Origin of the sequence: Rossellomorea pakistanensis, assembly GCF_016908495.1 — a bacterium.
Taxonomy (GTDB): domain Bacteria; phylum Bacillota; class Bacilli; order Bacillales; family Bacillaceae_B; genus Rossellomorea; species Rossellomorea pakistanensis.
In genome coordinates this window covers 1-16,373 of the sequence record NZ_JAFBDZ010000010.1, presented here as the reverse complement: position 1 = coordinate 16,373, position 16,373 = coordinate 1, and the positions used below count along the sequence as shown (strand labels likewise).

Below are 16,373 nucleotides of genomic sequence, written 5' to 3'. Positions count from 1 at the left end.
ACTTATTTCTTTTAAAATCAAAGGAGGATTTCCAAATGGCTAAGGAAAAATTCGATCGTTCCAAATCACATGCTAATATCGGTACAATTGGTCACGTTGACCATGGTAAAACTACTTTAACTGCTGCTATCACAACTGTTCTTCATAAGAAATTTAACCGTGGTACTGCAATGGCATACGACCAAATTGATGGTGCTCCAGAAGAAAGAGAGCGTGGAATCACAATCTCTACTGCGCACGTTGAGTATGAAACTGACACTCGTCACTATGCACACGTTGACTGCCCAGGACATGCTGACTATGTTAAAAACATGATCACTGGTGCTGCTCAAATGGATGGTGGAATCCTAGTAGTATCTGCTGCTGATGGCCCAATGCCACAAACTCGTGAGCACATTCTTCTTTCTCGTCAAGTAGGTGTACCTTACCTTGTTGTATTCATGAACAAATGTGACATGGTAGACGATGAAGAATTACTAGAACTAGTAGAAATGGAAGTTCGTGATCTTCTTTCTGAATACGATTTCCCAGGCGACGATGTTCCTGTAATCAAAGGTTCTGCTCTTAAAGCTCTTGAAGGTGAAGCAGAATGGGAAGAAAAAATCTACGAATTAATGGATGCAGTAGATGAATATATCCCAACTCCAGAACGTGACACTGAAAAACCATTCATGATGCCTGTAGAGGATGTATTCTCAATTACAGGTCGTGGAACAGTTGCTACAGGACGTGTTGAGCGTGGACAAGTTAAAGTTGGTGACGAGATCGAAATCATCGGTCTTACAGAAGAGCCATCTAAAACTACTGTAACTGGTGTAGAAATGTTCCGTAAGCTTCTTGATTATGCAGAAGCTGGTGATAACATTGGAGCTCTTCTTCGTGGGGTTTCTCGTGAAGATATCCAACGCGGTCAAGTACTTGCTAAGCCAGGTACAATCACTCCACACACAAAGTTTAAAGCTGAAGTATATGTTCTTTCTAAAGAAGAGGGTGGACGTCATACTCCATTCTTCTCTAACTACCGTCCGCAGTTCTACTTCCGTACAACTGACGTAACTGGTATCTGTAATCTTCCTGAAGGCGTAGAAATGGTTATGCCTGGAGATAACGTAGAAATGACAGTTGAACTAATTTCTCCAATCGCGATCGAAGAAGGTACTAAATTCTCTATCCGTGAGGGTGGACGTACTGTAGGCGCTGGAGTAGTTGCTACAATCACTGAATAATTACAATAAACACGAAAGTGGATGGGGACGCCCATCCACTTTTTTTTTCGTATAGAAATATAAAATACATGTATGTTGATACTTAGAAATGAATGTGTTTAATGTGGTGCAGGCTCACTACTTTGTTCCCTATCATTCCCAGCTTGTCCCATGTAATGAGTGACCTTGATGGGGTACATAAATGGTATAAGGAAGGGTTTGGCAACAGGTGTGCGGAAAATGCCTAATTTTGTCGACTGGTCAATTTATTTTGATTCTGAACAAATAATACTGTATCAGGCAAATGATTAACGAAAGTGGACAAACTTTTTTCCCTAACACTGTTGAATGACGAATTAAACATTTCCCCCATTACCTCGAACAATTTCTTCTGGTGCTCTTGGAGAGGGGAATCCAACAAGTGATTCTGGATATTCATGATTCCCATTTTTGTTCCCATCCATTTTTCTCATCCTATAAAATGATTCTCTATATCGTATTTACGGCTTGAGAAATATTCCGAAAATAGTATTCACACTTGAAAAGAGTCTATTAGGTTTGTATAATAGAAAAAGTGTGCAAAACACAAAGATTTTCCGCAATAAATCTTGCATCCGCTTTGTGTTTTAGATATAATAGACAATGTTGGTCTTTGACTGCGATGAAATGGAAGGTTGCTGACACACCCGGCCGCTTTGCCATGGCGAGTGCGTGGGAAATTTCCATGGAGAATGTCTATTTCAAATAGGCGATAAAGGAGGGAAAATAATGGCAAAACAAAAAATTCGTATCCGTTTAAAAGCGTATGATCACAGAATCCTTGATCAATCAGCAGAGAAAATTGTTGAAACAGCAAAACGTTCTGGTGCGGCGGTTTCTGGACCGATCCCACTTCCAACAGAAAAATCTGTTTATACAATCCTACGTGCTGTACACAAATACAAAGATTCTCGTGAACAATTCGAAATGCGTACACATAAACGCTTAATCGATATTGTGAACCCAACACCACAAACAGTTGATGCGCTTATGCGTTTAGACTTACCATCTGGTGTAGATATTGAAATCAAACTTTAATCTTATACAAACATATTTTAGGAGGTGTGACTCATGACCAAAGGAATCTTAGGAAGAAAGATCGGTATGACTCAAGTTTTTGCTGAAAACGGTGATCTTATCCCTGTAACAGTAATTGAAGCTACTGGAAACATTGTCCTTCAAAAGAAATCAACTGATGTTGATGGATATGAAGCAATCCAAGTTGGATTCGAAGACAAACGCGAAAAGCTTTCAAACAAACCTGAAAAAGGCCATGTTGCTAAAGCAGAAACTGCTCCTAAGCGCTTCATCCGTGAAATTCGCGGAATAAACGTGGAAGAGTACGAAGTTGGTCAAGAAGTCAAAGTTAATATTTTCGCAGAAGGCGATATTGTAGATGTAACTGGAGTATCTAAGGGGAAAGGTTTCCAAGGTGCGATCAAGCGTCATAATCAATCCCGCGGACCTATGTCTCACGGTTCTCGTTACCACCGTCGCCCTGGTTCAATGGGACCTGTTGATCCAAACCGCGTATTCAAAGGTAAATTACTACCAGGACGTATGGGTGGAGAACAAATCACGATCCAAAACCTTGAGATCGTAAAAGTGGATGCTGAACGCAACCTTCTATTAGTGAAAGGAAATGTTCCTGGACCTAAAAAAGCATTAATCAAAGTCAAAAGTGCGATTAAAGCATAATAGAGACTTATAGGAAAGGAGGAAAAAGGAATGCCAAAAGTAGCTTTATTTAATCAAAGCGGATCTAAAGTTGGTGATATCGAACTTAACGATTCAATCTTTGGTGTTGAACCAAACAAACAAGTTTTGTTTGAAGCAGTTCTAATGCAAAGAGCTTCCTTACGTCAAGGAACTCACAAAGTAAAAAACCGTTCTGAAGTAGCCGGCGGTGGTCGTAAACCGTGGCGTCAAAAAGGAACAGGACGTGCTCGTCAAGGGTCAATTCGTTCCCCACAATGGCGCGGAGGTGGTACTGTATTTGGACCGGTTCCACGTAGCTACAGCTACAAACTTCCAAAGAAAGTACGCCGTTTAGCTATTAAATCTGCACTTTCTACTAAAGTAGCAGAAGAAAACATTTTAGTATTAGAAGCACTTGCTTTTGATGCTCCAAAAACAAAGGAATTTGCTAATGTATTAAAAGGTCTTTCTGTTAACTCTAAAACATTAGTTGTTACAGATGGTCTTGACGAGAACGTAGCTCTTTCTGCTCGCAATATCCCTGGAGTTACTGTTGTAACTGCAAACGGAATTAGCGTACTTGATGTTGTTGGACATGATAAGCTAGTCATGACTAAAGCAGCAGTTGAAAAAGTAGAGGAGGTGCTTGCATAATGGATGCACGCGAAATCATTAAGCGCCCCGTTATCACAGAACGTTCGACTGATCTTATGGCTGACAAAAAGTATACTTTTGAAGTTGATACTAGAGCGAACAAAACTCAAGTTAAAGATGCAGTTGAAGAAATCTTTGGCGTAAACGTTGCAAAAGTAAACATCATGAATTACAAAGGTAAATTCAAGCGCATGGGACGTCATGCTGGTTATACCAACAAACGTCGTAAAGCGGTAGTTACTCTTACAACTGAAAGCAAAGAAATCGAATTCTTTGAAGTATAATAAAGTAAGCATTTAGAAGAGGAGGGAAAAGATATGGCGATTAAAAAGTATAAACCTACCTCTAATGGTCGTCGCGGTATGACTACATCTGACTTTGCGGAGATTACAACTGACAAACCAGAAAAGTCATTACTAGCGCCTTTACACAAAAAAGGTGGCCGTAACAACCAAGGTAAGTTAACAGTTCGTCATCAAGGTGGCGGTCATAAGCGTCAATACCGTATCATCGATTTCAAACGTGAAAAAGATGGTATACCAGGACGCGTTGCTACGATCGAATACGATCCAAACCGCTCAGCAAATATTGCACTAATTAACTACGTGGATGGAGAAAAGCGTTACATCCTGGCACCTAAGTCACTTGAAGTAGGTATGGAAGTAATGTCTGGTCCTGAAGCAGATATTAAAGTAGGTAATGCATTACCACTTATCAACATCCCAGTTGGTACGGTTGTTCACAATATTGAACTTAAACCTGGAAAAGGTGGTCAATTAGTACGTTCAGCTGGTACTTCTGCACAAGTACTTGGTAAAGAAGGTAAATATGTACTTGTACGTTTAAATTCTGGTGAAGTTCGTATGATTCTTGCAACTTGCCGTGCTACAGTAGGTCAAGTTGGTAATGAACAACATGAACTTATCAACATTGGTAAAGCAGGTCGTTCTCGTTGGTTAGGTAAGCGCCCAACTGTACGTGGATCTGTAATGAACCCTAACGATCACCCACACGGTGGTGGTGAAGGACGCGCTCCAATTGGACGTAAATCACCAATGTCGCCATGGGGTAAACCAACTCTTGGTTACAAAACTCGTAAGAAAAACAATAAGTCAGATAAATTTATTGTGCGTCGTCGCAAAAAATAACGGGGTTGTACTACGGTTCAAATGTAGAGCCGTAGAGCAATCGCGAAGGGAGGTTCAAACATGGGTCGTAGCTTAAAAAAAGGACCTTTTGTTGATGATCATTTAATTGAAAAGATCGAGAAACTGAACGAAACAGAGGGAAAACAAGTAATTAAAACTTGGTCTCGCCGTTCAACGATCTTCCCAGCATTCATCGGTCACACAATCGCTGTTTACGATGGACGTAAACATGTGCCAGTATACGTCACTGAAGACATGGTAGGTCATAAACTTGGTGAATTCGCACCAACACGTACTTACAAAGGTCATGCTAGTGATGATAAGAAATCAAGACGCTAATTGAGAGGAGGTTATCCTAATGCAAGCTAAAGCTGTTGCTAGAACAGTTCGTGTTGCTCCTCGTAAGGTACGTTTAGTTGTAGATCTAATCCGAGGTAAGCAAGTAGGCGAAGCGGTAGCTATTTTGAAGCACACTCCAAAAGCTGCTTCTCCAGTGATTGAGAAAGTATTAAAATCTGCTGTAGCGAACGCAGAGCATAACTATGATATGGACGTTAACAATCTTGTTATTACAGAGGCTTATGTTAATGAAGGGCCAACATTGAAACGCTTCCGTCCTCGTGCGATGGGACGCGCAAGCCAAATTTTAAAACGCACAAGCCACATCACAGTAGTGGTATCAGAAAAGAAGGAGGGATAATTCGTGGGTCAAAAAGTACATCCAGTCGGACTGCGTGTTGGAGTAATTCGTGATTGGGAATCAAAATGGTACGCTGATAAAGATTATGCGAATCTTCTACACGAAGACCTTAAAGTACGTGAATATATTGCAAAACGTTTAGTGGATGCATCTGTTTCTAAAGTAGAAATTGAACGTGCAGCTAACCGCATCAATATTACAGTTCATACAGCAAAACCTGGTATGGTTATCGGTAAAGGTGGTACAGAAGTTGAGGCGTTACGTAAAGCGTTAAACGACCTAACTGGTAAACGCGTACACATCAATATCGTTGAAATTAAAAAAGCTGACTTAGATTCAAAATTAGTCGCTGAAAACATTGCTCGCCAATTAGAAAACCGTGTATCTTTCCGTCGTGCTCAGAAACAAGCGATTCAACGTGCAATGCGTGGAGGAGCTAAAGGGATCAAAACTCAAGTTTCTGGTCGTCTAGGCGGTGCAGATATCGCTCGTGCTGAACACTACAGCGAAGGAACTGTTCCACTTCATACACTTCGCGCTGACATTGACTATGCTCATGCTGAAGCAGATACTACTTACGGTAAACTAGGTGTGAAAGTGTGGATCTATCGTGGAGAGGTCCTTCCTGCAAAGAAGAAATCTGAGGAAGGAGGAAAATAATTATGTTATTACCTAAACGCGTTAAATATCGTCGCGAACATCGTGGTAAAATGCGTGGTCGCACTAAAGGCGGTGCTGAAGTAGCATTCGGTGAATATGGTTTACAAGCTACTGAAGCTTCTTGGATTACAAACCGTCAAATCGAAGCGGCTCGTATTGCAATGACTCGTTACATGAAACGTGGCGGTAAAGTTTGGATTAAAATTTTCCCTCACAAGCCTTATACTGCTAAACCACTTGAAGTACGTATGGGATCCGGTAAAGGTGCTCCAGAAGGATGGGTAGCAGTTGTAAAACCTGGTAAAATCATGTTTGAAATTGCTGGTGTTTCAGAAGAAGTAGCTCGTGAAGCTCTTCGTCTTGCAGCACACAAACTTCCTGTAAAGTGTAAGTTTGTAAAACGAGAAGAAATTGGTGGTGAATCAAATGAAAACTAATGAAATTCGTGACTTAACCACTGCCGAAATAGAACAAAAAGTAAAATCTCTTAAAGAAGAGTTATTCAACCTACGATTCCAACTTGCGACGGGTCAACTTGAAAACACTGCTCGCATCCGTGAAGTTCGTAAAGCGATCGCTCGTATGAAAACTGTAATTCGTGAAAGAGAGATCGGCGTAAATAATCGATAATTGAGAGGAGGTTTGCTTCAATGAGTGAACGCAATCAACGTAAGGTTTACACTGGGCGTGTTGTTTCCGACAAAATGGATAAAACAGTCACTGTAATGGTTGAAACTTACAAAAAGCACTCACTATACGGCAAACGCGTAAAGTACTCTAAAAAGTTCAAAGCTCATGATGAGCAAAACGAAGCTAAAATTGGCGATATCGTGCGTATCATGGAAACTCGTCCACTTTCAGCTACAAAACGTTTCCGTTTAGTTGAAGTAATTGAAAAAGCAGTAATTATCTAATATATGTTCGGATTGATGTTTATTCCGAAAGGAGGTTACCTACATGATTCAACAAGAATCACGTTTAAAAGTTGCTGATAACTCTGGTGCTCGTGAAGTTCTTACAATTAAAGTACTTGGCGGTTCTGGTCGTAAGACGGCTAACATCGGTGATGTTATCGTGTGCACAGTAAAACAAGCAACACCAGGCGGCGTTGTTAAAAAAGGTGACGTTGTAAAAGCGGTTGTTGTTCGTACTAAGAGTGGTGTTCGTCGTAATGATGGTTCATACATCAAATTCGATGAGAATGCTTGTGTAATTATCAAGGATGACAAAGGTCCACGTGGAACTCGTATCTTCGGACCTGTTGCACGTGAACTACGTGACAGCAACTTTATGAAAATTGTATCTTTAGCTCCAGAAGTTCTTTAATAGATTACTGAATTGGCCATTCAAGGAGGTGCGACAAAATGCATGTAAAAAAAGGCGATAAAGTAATGGTCATCACGGGAAAAGACAAGGGAAAAACGGGTGTAGTACTTGCAGCATTCCCTAAAAAAGACCGTGTGCTTGTTGAAGGTGTGAACGTTGTTAAAAAACACTCAAAACCTTCTCAAGTTAATCCGCAAGGCGGCATCATCAGCCAAGAGGCACCTATTCATGTATCAAATGTAATGCCACTTGATCCGAAGTCTAACGAGCCAACTCGTGTAGGATCTAAGACGGTTGATGGCAAGAATGTACGTGTAGCAATTAAATCAGGTGAAGTTTTAGATAAATAGTTCTCAATAGAAGGGAGGTACTCTACATGAACCGCCTAAAAGAAAAGTTCAATAGTGAAATTACGCCTGCTCTTATGAGCAAGTTCGATTATAAATCAGTAATGCAAGTACCTAAAATCGACAAAATTGTTGTGAACATGGGTATTGGTGATGCTGTTCAAAACGCAAAAGCATTAGATGTTGCTGTTGAAGAATTAGCATTAATCACTGGTCAAAAACCAGTTGTAACAAAAGCGAAAAAATCTATCGCAGGATTCCGTTTACGTGAAGGTATGCCTATCGGTGCAAAAGTTACACTTCGCGGTGAACGCATGTACGAATTCTTAGATAAATTAATTTCTGTATCTCTTCCACGTGTACGTGACTTCCGTGGTGTTTCTAAAAAAGCATTTGACGGTCGTGGAAACTACACGCTTGGAATTAAAGAACAATTAATCTTCCCAGAGATTGACTACGATAAAGTTTCAAAAGTACGTGGTATGGATATTGTTATCGTTACTACTGCTAACTCTGATGAAGAAGCTCGTGAATTAATGACACAAATCGGAATGCCATTCCAAAAGTAAGGGAGGCGAAAATGTGGCTAAAAAATCAATGATTGCGAAACAAAAACGCGCGCCAAAGCATCAAGTTCAAGCGTATACACGTTGTGAACGTTGTGGACGTCCACATTCAGTAATCCGCAAATTTAAGCTTTGCCGTATTTGTTTCCGTGAACTCGCATATAAGGGTCAAATTCCTGGCGTCAAAAAAGCTAGTTGGTAATACCCTATTTTGGGAAGGAGGTAAAATATTATGACAATGACAGATCCAATCGCAGATTTGCTAACTCGTATTCGTAATGCGAATATGGTACGTCACGAGAAGTTAGAAGTACCTGCTTCTAACATCAAAAAAGAAATCGCTGAAATTCTTAAACGTGAAGGTTTCGTACGTGACGTAGAATTTGTTGAAGATAGCAAACAAGGTGTTATCCGCATTTTCTTAAAGTACGGTTCTAATAACGAACGTGTTATCACTGGTGTAAAACGTATCAGTAAACCAGGACTACGCGTATATGCTAAAGCTAACGAGGTACCTAAAGTACTTAACGGACTTGGTGTTGCTCTTGTTTCTACTTCTCAAGGAGTTATAACTGATAAAGAAGCTCGTGCGAAACAAGTTGGTGGAGAAGTACTAGCGTACGTTTGGTAATATTTTTTGAAATGAATGGAGGTGCAACAATATGTCACGTGTAGGTAAAAAACCTATCGAGGTTCCAGCAGGCGTAACAGTTACGATTGAAGGAAGCAAAGTAACAGTTAAAGGTCCTAAAGGTGAATTATCTCGTACATTCAATCCGGATATTAAGGTAGAATTGGAAGAGAACATTGTAAATATCACTCGTCCTTCAGATGCTAAAGATCATCGTGCATTACACGGTACAACTCGTGCCCTAATTGCTAACATGGTTGAAGGTGTTTCTAAAGGATTTGAAAGAAATTTAGAGCTTATCGGTGTAGGTTATCGTGCTCAAAAACAAGGCAAGAAACTTGTTCTTAACGTTGGTTACTCTCACCCAGTTGAGATTGAACCTGAAGAAGGAATCGAAATCGATGTTCCTGCTAATACAAAAGTTTCTGTAAAGGGTATCGATAAAGAACGCGTTGGTGCAACTGCAGCTAACATTCGTGCTGTTCGTTCCCCAGAGCCTTACAAAGGTAAAGGTATTCGTTACGAAGGCGAATATGTGCGCCGTAAAGAAGGTAAAACTGGTAAATAATGCCGCATAGGTAGAGGAAAGGAGTGACCTCAATGATCACTAAGCCAGATAAAAATAAGGTACGTAAGAAAAGACATGCTCGTGTACGTTCTAAGATTACTGGAACGGAAGCGCGTCCACGTCTAAACGTATACCGTTCAAATAAAAACATTTATGCTCAACTTATCGATGACGTAAATGGTGTAACAATCGTAAGTGCTTCTTCTGTTGATAAGGAAGCAGGACTTGAATCAACTGGTAACGTAGATGCTGCTGTTAAAGTTGGAGAATTAGTAGCAAAACGTGCAGTGGAAAAAGGGTTAAAATCTGTAGTATTCGACCGCGGTGGTTACCTATATCATGGTCGTGTTAAAGCATTAGCTGAAGCAGCTCGTGAGAACGGCTTAGAATTTTAATAAAAAGGAGGGACAATTACATGCGTCGTATTGATCCAAATAAACTTGAACTTGAAGAACGCGTAGTTACAGTCAATCGTGTTGCGAAAGTTGTTAAAGGTGGACGTCGTTTCCGTTTTGCTGCTCTTGTAGTAGTAGGAGACAAGAATGGTCACGTTGGTTTCGGTACTGGTAAAGCTCAAGAGGTACCTGATGCAATTCGCAAAGCGATTGAAGATGCTAAGAAAAATTTAGTTGAAGTACCAATGGTAGGTGGAACAACTCCTCACGAAATTATCGGACGATTTGGTGCTGGAGAAATTCTTATTAAACCTGCATCTGCCGGTACAGGTGTTATCGCAGGTGGACCTGTTCGTGCGGTACTTGAGTTAGCTGGTGTATCAGATATCCTTTCAAAATCTCTAGGATCTAACACTCCAATTAACATGGTACGTGCAACAATCGAAGGACTAAAACAATTAAAACGCGCTGAAGACGTAGCTAAATTACGTGGAAAATCAGTAGAAGAACTGTTAGGATAAGGAGGGATAACAATGGCGAACAAACTAGAAATTACCCTCACTCGCAGTGTGATTGGTCGTCCAGAAAACCAACGCGAAACAGTTAAAGCTCTTGGTTTACGTAAACTTCATCAAACAGTTGAACAGCAAGATAATCCTGCTATTCGTGGCATGATTAATAAGGTTGCTCACTTAGTAACGGTTAAAGAAGTTTAATAAGATACTTTTTTTAACAAGGAGGTGCCCGACATGAAATTACATGAGTTAAAACCTGCTGAAGGTTCACGCAAAAAGCGTAATCGTGTAGGCCGTGGGATCGGTTCTGGTAATGGTAAAACTGCTGGAAAAGGTCATAAAGGTCAAAACGCACGTTCTGGCGGCGGAGTACGTCTTGGTTTTGAGGGTGGTCAAACCCCTTTATTCCAACGTCTACCTAAACGTGGTTTCACTAACATCAATCGTAAAGAATATGCAATCGTAAATTTAGATGCATTAAATCGCTTCGAAGATGGAACAGAAGTAACTCCAGAACTTCTTATTGAAACTGGTGTAGTAAGCAGTGAAAAAGCTGGTATTAAAATTCTTGGTAAAGGTAATATCGAGAAGAAGCTAACTGTAAAAGCACACAAATTCTCATCTTCTGCCAAAGAAGCTATTGATGCTGCTGGCGGTAAAACTGAGGTGATTTAATGTTTCAGACAATCTCCAATTTTATGCGCGTGGGTGATATAAGAAGAAAGATTATCTTCACCCTATTAATGTTAATCGTTTTCCGAATTGGAACTTTTATTCCGGTTCCTGGTGTGGACTCTGAAGTCCTTAAAGCACAGGATCAAGCAGGTCTAATCGGTTTCCTTAATACATTCGGAGGCGGTGCTTTGATTAACTTCTCTATTCTGGCAATGGGAATCATGCCATATATTACGGCTTCTATCATTGTTCAACTACTTCAAATGGATGTAGTCCCAAAGTTTACAGAGTGGTCAAAGCAAGGTGAAGTAGGGAGACGTAAATTAGCTCAATTTACCCGCTATTTCACGATAATCCTTGGCTTCATCCAGGCATTAGGTATGTCCTATGGATTTAACCAAATGTATGGTGGAGTTTTAATCAAAGACTCTAGTGTAACTTCTTACCTGTTAATTGCTGTAGTGCTAACAGCAGGTACTGCTTTCCTTATGTGGTTAGGAGAGCAAATCACATCAAAGGGTGTAGGGAATGGTATTTCCATTCTAATCTTCGCTGGAATTGTTGCTGCTATTCCAAACACTGTGAACCAAATTTATGCTCAGCAGATTGAGGGAGCTGGAGAACAGTTATTCCTTCGTATCGTTGTGTTAGCATTAATTGTATTAGCGGTAATTGCTATTGTGGTTGGTACTGTGTTTATTCAACAAGCACTACGTAAAATTCCAATTCAATATGCTAAGCGTTCAACGGGTAACAATCCAGTGGGTGGTCAATCTACACACTTACCTTTAAAAGTAAATGCGGCTGGTGTAATCCCGGTTATCTTCGCGATATCCTTCATTATTACACCGCAAACCATTGCTACGTTCTTCGGAACCAATGACATAACAAGTACGATTCAGTATATCTTTGATTATACTGAGCCGATTGGTATGGCTATTTATGTAGCTTTGATTATTGCATTTACTTATTTCTATGCTTTTATCCAAGTTAATCCAGAACAAATGTCTGAGAACTTGAAAAAGCAGGGTGGTTACATTCCAGGTATTCGTCCGGGGAAAAACACTCAAGAATACTTGACTCGTGTGCTATACCGCCTAACTTTTGTAGGTGCGATTTTCTTAGCTGCTATCTCCATCCTTCCAATTTTCTTCATTAAATTTGCCGGGTTACCACAATCAGCGCAAATTGGAGGAACGAGCTTGCTCATCGTAGTAGGTGTTGCTCTTGAAACCATGAAACAATTGGAAGCTCAGTTAGTTAAACGTCATTACAAAGGTTTCATTAAATAAAAAAGGTTTTAGGAACAATTATTGTTCCTGAAACCATAAAAGAGACTGAGGGGGAAATACGAGTGAACATTGTGCTAATGGGCTTACCAGGTGCAGGAAAAGGAACTCAAGCCGAAAAGATCGTTGAAAAATACGGAATCCCTCATATCTCAACGGGAGATATGTTCCGTGCGGCTATCAAAGAAGGTACGGAACTAGGATTGGAAGCTAAGTCTTTTATGGATAAAGGTGAGCTTGTCCCTGACAAGGTTACAATTGGTATTGTTCGTGAACGTCTTAGCAAGGAAGATTGTCATAAAGGCTTCTTGCTTGATGGGTTTCCAAGAACGGTAGCACAAGCTGACGCTCTTGAAAACATGTTATCCGATCTTGGTAAAAAAATAGATTATGTGATTAACATTGATGTAGATAAAGGTATTTTAATGGAACGCCTTACAGGACGTCGAATTTGCAAAAATTGTGGCGCAACCTATCATCTAGTGTTCAATCCACCATCTGAATCTGGTGTTTGCGACCGCTGTGGCGGAGAATTATATCAACGTGCAGATGATAATGAAGAAACGGTTCAAAACCGTCTTGATGTAAACATTAAACAAACACAACCCCTACTCTCCTTCTATGAAGAAAAAGGGTATTTAAGAAATATAAATGGGCAGCAGGACATCAAACAAGTGTTTGCTGACATTGATGAATTACTTGGGGGCAATTAATAATGATCATTTGTAAAACCCCTCGTGAGATTGATATTATGCGTACGGCAGGTAAGATAGTCGCTTTAACTCACAAGGAATTGCAAAAGCACATTACCCCAGGAATAACAACGAAAGAATTGGATGCAATTGCCGAGAATTTTATTCGGGCATCTGATGCAATTCCTTCATTTAAAGGTTATAATGGGTTTCGTGGCAGTATCTGTGCTTCCGTTAATAACGAACTTGTACATGGAATTCCGGGAGATCGCAGTCTAAAAGAAGGCGACATTATTAGTATCGACATAGGTGCAAAATATAATGGTTACCATGGTGACTCTGCTTGGACATATCCTGTTGGCACAATAGATGATGAAACTCAAAAGCTATTAGATGTAACAGAAGATTCTTTATATATCGGCTTAAAAGAAGCAAAACCAGGCGAACGTCTATCGAACATCTCTCATGCTATACAAACCTTTGTAGAAGCTAATGGATTTTCCATTGTTCGCGAGTATGTTGGACACGGTGTTGGTCAAGACTTACATGAGGATCCACAAATTCCTCATTACGGGCCACCGGGTAAAGGTCCACGCTTAAAGCCTGGCATGATACTTGCTATTGAACCAATGGTGAATGCGGGTAATCGCTATGTAAAGACATTATCGGATAACTGGACAGTTGTTACAGTAGATGGTAAAATGTGTGCGCATTTCGAACATACCATTGCCATTACAGAAGAAGGTTACGAGATATTAACGAAAGCCTAAGTGAAGGTGATCTGAATTGATCGAGTCCGAATCGACTCCGAGAATAGGTCAAATCGTGAAAATTAATAAGGGAAGAGACACAAGCCAACATGCTGTTATTATTCAACAGATTAATGAACGCTTTGTTTTGATTGCGGATGGTGAGAAACGAAAGTTTGATCGTCCTAAGAAAAAAAACATCTCCCACCTTACGTTTTACGATTATATCTCTCCGGAAGTTCAGAGCAGTATACTAGAGACCGGGCGCGTCACAAATGGAAAGTTGCGATATGCTCTTACAAAGTTTGTGAATGAGGTCTTAGAAGATGTTAAGAAGGGAGACGAATTCGATGGCGAAAGATGATGTAATTGAAGTGGAAGGTACAGTTGCTGAGACTTTACCTAACGCAATGTTCAAGGTAGAATTAGAAAATGGTCATACGGTACTTGCTCACGTATCTGGAAAGATCCGCATGCACTTTATCCGCATTTTACCTGGAGATAAAGTGACAGTTGAGCTGTCTCCTTATGACTTAACTCGTGGAAGAATTACTTATCGTTATAAATAATCTTTTGCACTCCGTACTATCAAGGAGGTTAGAATAAGATGAAAGTCAGACCATCTGTAAAGCCAATCTGTGAGAAATGCAAAGTCATCCGCAGAAAAGGTAAAGTAATGGTTATCTGTGAAAACCCTAAACACAAACAAAAACAAGGCTAATCTTAAAGGAGGTGCGCTATTACTATGGCACGTATTGCTGGTGTAGACATTCCACGTGACAAACGTATTGTCATTTCACTAACTTATATTTTCGGTATTGGTAAAACAACTGCAGAAAAAATTCTAGCAGAAGCTGGTGTTTCTGAAGATACTCGCGTTCGTGATCTTACTGATGACGAATTAGGAAAAATCCGTGATATCGTTGACAAATTGAAAGTTGAGGGGGATCTTCGTCGTGAAGTTTCTCTTAACATCAAACGTCTAATGGAAATCGGTTCTTACCGCGGTCTTCGTCACCGTCGTGGTTTACCGGTTCGCGGACAACATACAAAAAACAATGCTCGTACACGCAAAGGTCCTCGTAAGACTGTAGCGAACAAGAAAAAATAATTAAGTAAAGGAGGTTCCTTCTAAATGGCACGCAAAACTAACACTCGTAAGCGTCGTGTGAAAAAGAATATTGAAGCAGGTATTGCACATATCCGTTCAACTTTTAACAACACAATCGTAACAATCACTGACGTTCATGGAAACGCTGTGGCTTGGTCAAGTGCAGGTTCACTTGGATTCAAAGGTTCTCGTAAATCTACTCCATTTGCAGCACAAATGGCAGCTGAAACAGCAGCTAAAGCGTCTCAGGAACATAGTTTAAAAACTCTTGAAGTAACTGTAAAAGGTCCTGGTGCAGGTCGTGAAGCAGCAATCCGTGCTCTTCAAGCTGCAGGTCTAGAAGTTACTGCAATCAGAGACGTAACTCCAGTTCCTCATAATGGATGCCGTCCACCAAAACGTCGCCGTGTTTAATTTTTCTGTATAAATTTTGTATCCTTGTCAATAATGGGATATGATATATTGATACGTTTCATTCAGAAAATGTTAATCCAGTTGTTGGTGCACAATCGGGAACGTACATGAGGAATTTCGGTTAAATGATCATTTATAGATATTTTACCGGGGTTTCGACGTTTTGAAGGAGGGTAAATATTAATGATCGAAATTGAAAAGCCAAAAATTGAAACGGTTGAGATCAGCGATGATGCCAAGTTTGGAAAGTTCGTCGTAGAACCACTTGAGCGTGGATATGGTAAAACTTTGGTTAACTCCTTACGTAGTATCCTATTATCCTCACTCCCAGGTGCCGCTGTCACATCTATTCAAATAGATGGAGTACTGCATGAATTTTCAACAATTGAAGGCGTCGTGGAAGATGTAACATCCATCATTTTGAATATCAAAAAGCTAGCGTTGAAAATTTACTCTGATGAGGAAAAAACGCTTGAAATTGATGTGCAGGGTGAAGGAGTGGTAACAGCAGCTGATATTACTCATGATAGTGATGTTGAAGTGTTAAATCCTGATTTACACTTAGCTACACTTTCATCAAATAGTCACTTCCGTATGCGTTTATCTGCACAACGCGGTCGTGGATACAATCCTGCTGTACAAAATAAGCGTGAGGATCTTCCAATTGGCGTGATCCCAATCGACTCTATTTACACTCCAGTTTCTCGCGTTAACTATCAAGTAGAGAATACTCGTGTTGGTCAAATGACGAACTATGATAAACTTTCTCTTGATGTTTGGACTGATGGAAGTATTGGACCAAAAGAAGCGATTTCTTTAGGTGCAAAAATTCTAAACGAACATTTAAATATATTCGTAGGTCTAACTGACGAAGCTCAGAATGCAGAAATTATGGTAGAAAAAGAAGAAGATAATTTTGTTATATTTGTAGATATTAGTTTTGTTTAAGTGTTTTTTTTTTTTTGTTGATATATGTGGTTTAATTTTGATT

At 40.0% G+C, this 16,373-nt stretch carries 30 protein-coding genes and 1 pseudogene; all 31 read left to right on the top strand.

Translation table 11 applies throughout. The annotated features are described in order from the left end of the window. Positions 1-35 precede the first annotated feature (35 nt). The gene (gene tuf, locus JOC86_RS23865; RefSeq protein ID WP_205176088.1) at positions 36-1,226 is read left to right on the top strand and encodes an elongation factor Tu; all 1,191 of its coding nucleotides are present in this window, start codon (positions 36-38) and stop codon (positions 1,224-1,226) included. 747 nt (positions 1,227-1,973) lie between these two features. Beyond that, positions 1,974-2,282, top strand: coding sequence for a 30S ribosomal protein S10 (gene rpsJ / locus JOC86_RS23860; protein WP_007085291.1), 309 nt, complete (start codon positions 1,974-1,976; stop codon positions 2,280-2,282). Between the two features lie 33 nt (positions 2,283-2,315). Further along, complete coding sequence (gene rplC / locus JOC86_RS23855) at positions 2,316-2,942, top strand: 50S ribosomal protein L3 (RefSeq protein WP_205176087.1); 627 nt, start codon at positions 2,316-2,318, stop codon at positions 2,940-2,942. 30 nt (positions 2,943-2,972) lie between these two features. After that, the gene (gene rplD, locus JOC86_RS23850) at positions 2,973-3,596 is read left to right on the top strand and encodes a 50S ribosomal protein L4 (RefSeq protein ID WP_205176085.1); all 624 of its coding nucleotides are present in this window, start codon (positions 2,973-2,975) and stop codon (positions 3,594-3,596) included. Then, positions 3,596-3,880 (top strand): 50S ribosomal protein L23, encoded by a 285-nt coding sequence (gene rplW, locus JOC86_RS23845; RefSeq protein WP_205176083.1) that lies wholly within the window; start codon positions 3,596-3,598, stop codon positions 3,878-3,880. Before rplD ends, rplW begins: the two co-directional genes overlap by 1 nt. A gap of 33 nt (positions 3,881-3,913) precedes the next feature. Next, complete coding sequence (gene rplB, locus JOC86_RS23840) at positions 3,914-4,744, top strand: 50S ribosomal protein L2 (RefSeq protein WP_205176081.1); 831 nt, start codon at positions 3,914-3,916, stop codon at positions 4,742-4,744. 60 nt (positions 4,745-4,804) lie between these two features. Then, positions 4,805-5,083, top strand: coding sequence for a 30S ribosomal protein S19 (gene rpsS / locus JOC86_RS23835; RefSeq protein ID WP_205176079.1), 279 nt, complete (start codon positions 4,805-4,807; stop codon positions 5,081-5,083). Positions 5,084-5,102: 19 nt separating this feature from the next. Continuing rightward, positions 5,103-5,444, top strand: coding sequence for a 50S ribosomal protein L22 (gene rplV, locus JOC86_RS23830; protein WP_205176077.1), 342 nt, complete (start codon positions 5,103-5,105; stop codon positions 5,442-5,444). A 3-nt stretch (positions 5,445-5,447) separates the two neighbouring features. Further along, entirely contained in the window at positions 5,448-6,104 is a 657-nt protein-coding gene (gene rpsC / locus JOC86_RS23825; protein WP_205176075.1) for a 30S ribosomal protein S3, read from the top strand. Between the two features lie 2 nt (positions 6,105-6,106). Continuing rightward, positions 6,107-6,541 carry a 50S ribosomal protein L16 gene (gene rplP, locus JOC86_RS23820; RefSeq protein WP_205176073.1) on the top strand — a complete coding sequence of 145 codons (435 nt, stop codon included), beginning with the start codon at positions 6,107-6,109 and terminating at the stop codon, positions 6,539-6,541. Further along, a complete protein-coding gene (rpmC, locus tag JOC86_RS23815; protein ID WP_205176064.1) occupies positions 6,531-6,734 on the top strand; it encodes a 50S ribosomal protein L29 in 204 nt (67 codons plus the stop codon). Before rplP ends, rpmC begins: the two co-directional genes overlap by 11 nt. Before the next feature lie 20 nt (positions 6,735-6,754). Continuing rightward, positions 6,755-7,018, top strand: coding sequence for a 30S ribosomal protein S17 (rpsQ, locus tag JOC86_RS23810; protein WP_205176062.1), 264 nt, complete (start codon positions 6,755-6,757; stop codon positions 7,016-7,018). 43 nt (positions 7,019-7,061) lie between these two features. Beyond that, positions 7,062-7,430 (top strand): 50S ribosomal protein L14, encoded by a 369-nt coding sequence (rplN, locus tag JOC86_RS23805; RefSeq protein WP_205176059.1) that lies wholly within the window; start codon positions 7,062-7,064, stop codon positions 7,428-7,430. A 38-nt stretch (positions 7,431-7,468) separates the two neighbouring features. Further along, positions 7,469-7,780, top strand: a complete 312-nt coding sequence (gene rplX, locus JOC86_RS23800) for a 50S ribosomal protein L24 (RefSeq protein WP_205176057.1) — start codon at positions 7,469-7,471, stop codon at positions 7,778-7,780. Between the two features lie 26 nt (positions 7,781-7,806). Then, positions 7,807-8,346 (top strand): 50S ribosomal protein L5, encoded by a 540-nt coding sequence (gene rplE, locus JOC86_RS23795; RefSeq protein WP_205176055.1) that lies wholly within the window; start codon positions 7,807-7,809, stop codon positions 8,344-8,346. 13 nt (positions 8,347-8,359) lie between these two features. Beyond that, entirely contained in the window at positions 8,360-8,545 is a 186-nt protein-coding gene (locus tag JOC86_RS23790; RefSeq protein WP_205176053.1) for a type Z 30S ribosomal protein S14, read from the top strand. 30 nt (positions 8,546-8,575) lie between these two features. After that, a complete protein-coding gene (gene rpsH, locus JOC86_RS23785) occupies positions 8,576-8,974 on the top strand; it encodes a 30S ribosomal protein S8 (RefSeq protein WP_205176044.1) in 399 nt (132 codons plus the stop codon). A gap of 31 nt (positions 8,975-9,005) precedes the next feature. Next, positions 9,006-9,542, top strand: coding sequence for a 50S ribosomal protein L6 (gene rplF / locus JOC86_RS23780; RefSeq protein WP_205176042.1), 537 nt, complete (start codon positions 9,006-9,008; stop codon positions 9,540-9,542). 32 nt (positions 9,543-9,574) lie between these two features. Then, entirely contained in the window at positions 9,575-9,937 is a 363-nt protein-coding gene (gene rplR, locus JOC86_RS23775; protein ID WP_205176040.1) for a 50S ribosomal protein L18, read from the top strand. A gap of 20 nt (positions 9,938-9,957) precedes the next feature. Beyond that, positions 9,958-10,458 carry a 30S ribosomal protein S5 gene (gene rpsE / locus JOC86_RS23770; RefSeq protein ID WP_205176038.1) on the top strand — a complete coding sequence of 167 codons (501 nt, stop codon included), beginning with the start codon at positions 9,958-9,960 and terminating at the stop codon, positions 10,456-10,458. 12 nt (positions 10,459-10,470) lie between these two features. After that, a complete protein-coding gene (gene rpmD, locus JOC86_RS23765; RefSeq protein ID WP_205176036.1) occupies positions 10,471-10,653 on the top strand; it encodes a 50S ribosomal protein L30 in 183 nt (60 codons plus the stop codon). A 33-nt stretch (positions 10,654-10,686) separates the two neighbouring features. Beyond that, complete coding sequence (rplO, locus tag JOC86_RS23760; RefSeq protein WP_205176034.1) at positions 10,687-11,127, top strand: 50S ribosomal protein L15; 441 nt, start codon at positions 10,687-10,689, stop codon at positions 11,125-11,127. After that, on the top strand, positions 11,127-12,419 hold the full coding sequence (secY, locus tag JOC86_RS23755; protein WP_205176033.1) for a preprotein translocase subunit SecY: 1,293 nt from the start codon (positions 11,127-11,129) through the stop codon (positions 12,417-12,419). The genes rplO and secY overlap by 1 nt, the downstream gene beginning before the upstream one ends. Before the next feature lie 62 nt (positions 12,420-12,481). Then, on the top strand, positions 12,482-13,129 hold the full coding sequence (locus JOC86_RS23750) for an adenylate kinase (RefSeq protein ID WP_205176031.1): 648 nt from the start codon (positions 12,482-12,484) through the stop codon (positions 13,127-13,129). A gap of 2 nt (positions 13,130-13,131) precedes the next feature. Then, complete coding sequence (map, locus tag JOC86_RS23745) at positions 13,132-13,878, top strand: type I methionyl aminopeptidase (RefSeq protein WP_205176029.1); 747 nt, start codon at positions 13,132-13,134, stop codon at positions 13,876-13,878. Between the two features lie 16 nt (positions 13,879-13,894). Further along, complete coding sequence (locus tag JOC86_RS23740; protein ID WP_205176027.1) at positions 13,895-14,221, top strand: KOW domain-containing RNA-binding protein; 327 nt, start codon at positions 13,895-13,897, stop codon at positions 14,219-14,221. After that, complete coding sequence (gene infA, locus JOC86_RS23735) at positions 14,208-14,426, top strand: translation initiation factor IF-1 (RefSeq protein ID WP_003217190.1); 219 nt, start codon at positions 14,208-14,210, stop codon at positions 14,424-14,426. The genes JOC86_RS23740 and infA overlap by 14 nt, the downstream gene beginning before the upstream one ends. Before the next feature lie 38 nt (positions 14,427-14,464). Further along, positions 14,465-14,578 (top strand): 50S ribosomal protein L36, encoded by a 114-nt coding sequence (rpmJ, locus tag JOC86_RS23730; protein WP_003156543.1) that lies wholly within the window; start codon positions 14,465-14,467, stop codon positions 14,576-14,578. A gap of 24 nt (positions 14,579-14,602) precedes the next feature. Then, positions 14,603-14,968, top strand: a complete 366-nt coding sequence (rpsM, locus tag JOC86_RS23725) for a 30S ribosomal protein S13 (protein WP_205176026.1) — start codon at positions 14,603-14,605, stop codon at positions 14,966-14,968. A gap of 24 nt (positions 14,969-14,992) precedes the next feature. Continuing rightward, positions 14,993-15,382 carry a 30S ribosomal protein S11 gene (rpsK, locus tag JOC86_RS23720; protein ID WP_205176024.1) on the top strand — a complete coding sequence of 130 codons (390 nt, stop codon included), beginning with the start codon at positions 14,993-14,995 and terminating at the stop codon, positions 15,380-15,382. Positions 15,383-15,565: 183 nt separating this feature from the next. Next, positions 15,566-16,294 (top strand): annotated as a pseudogene (locus JOC86_RS23715) (DNA-directed RNA polymerase subunit alpha); the annotation flags it as partial. Positions 16,295-16,373: the final 79 nt, after the last annotated feature.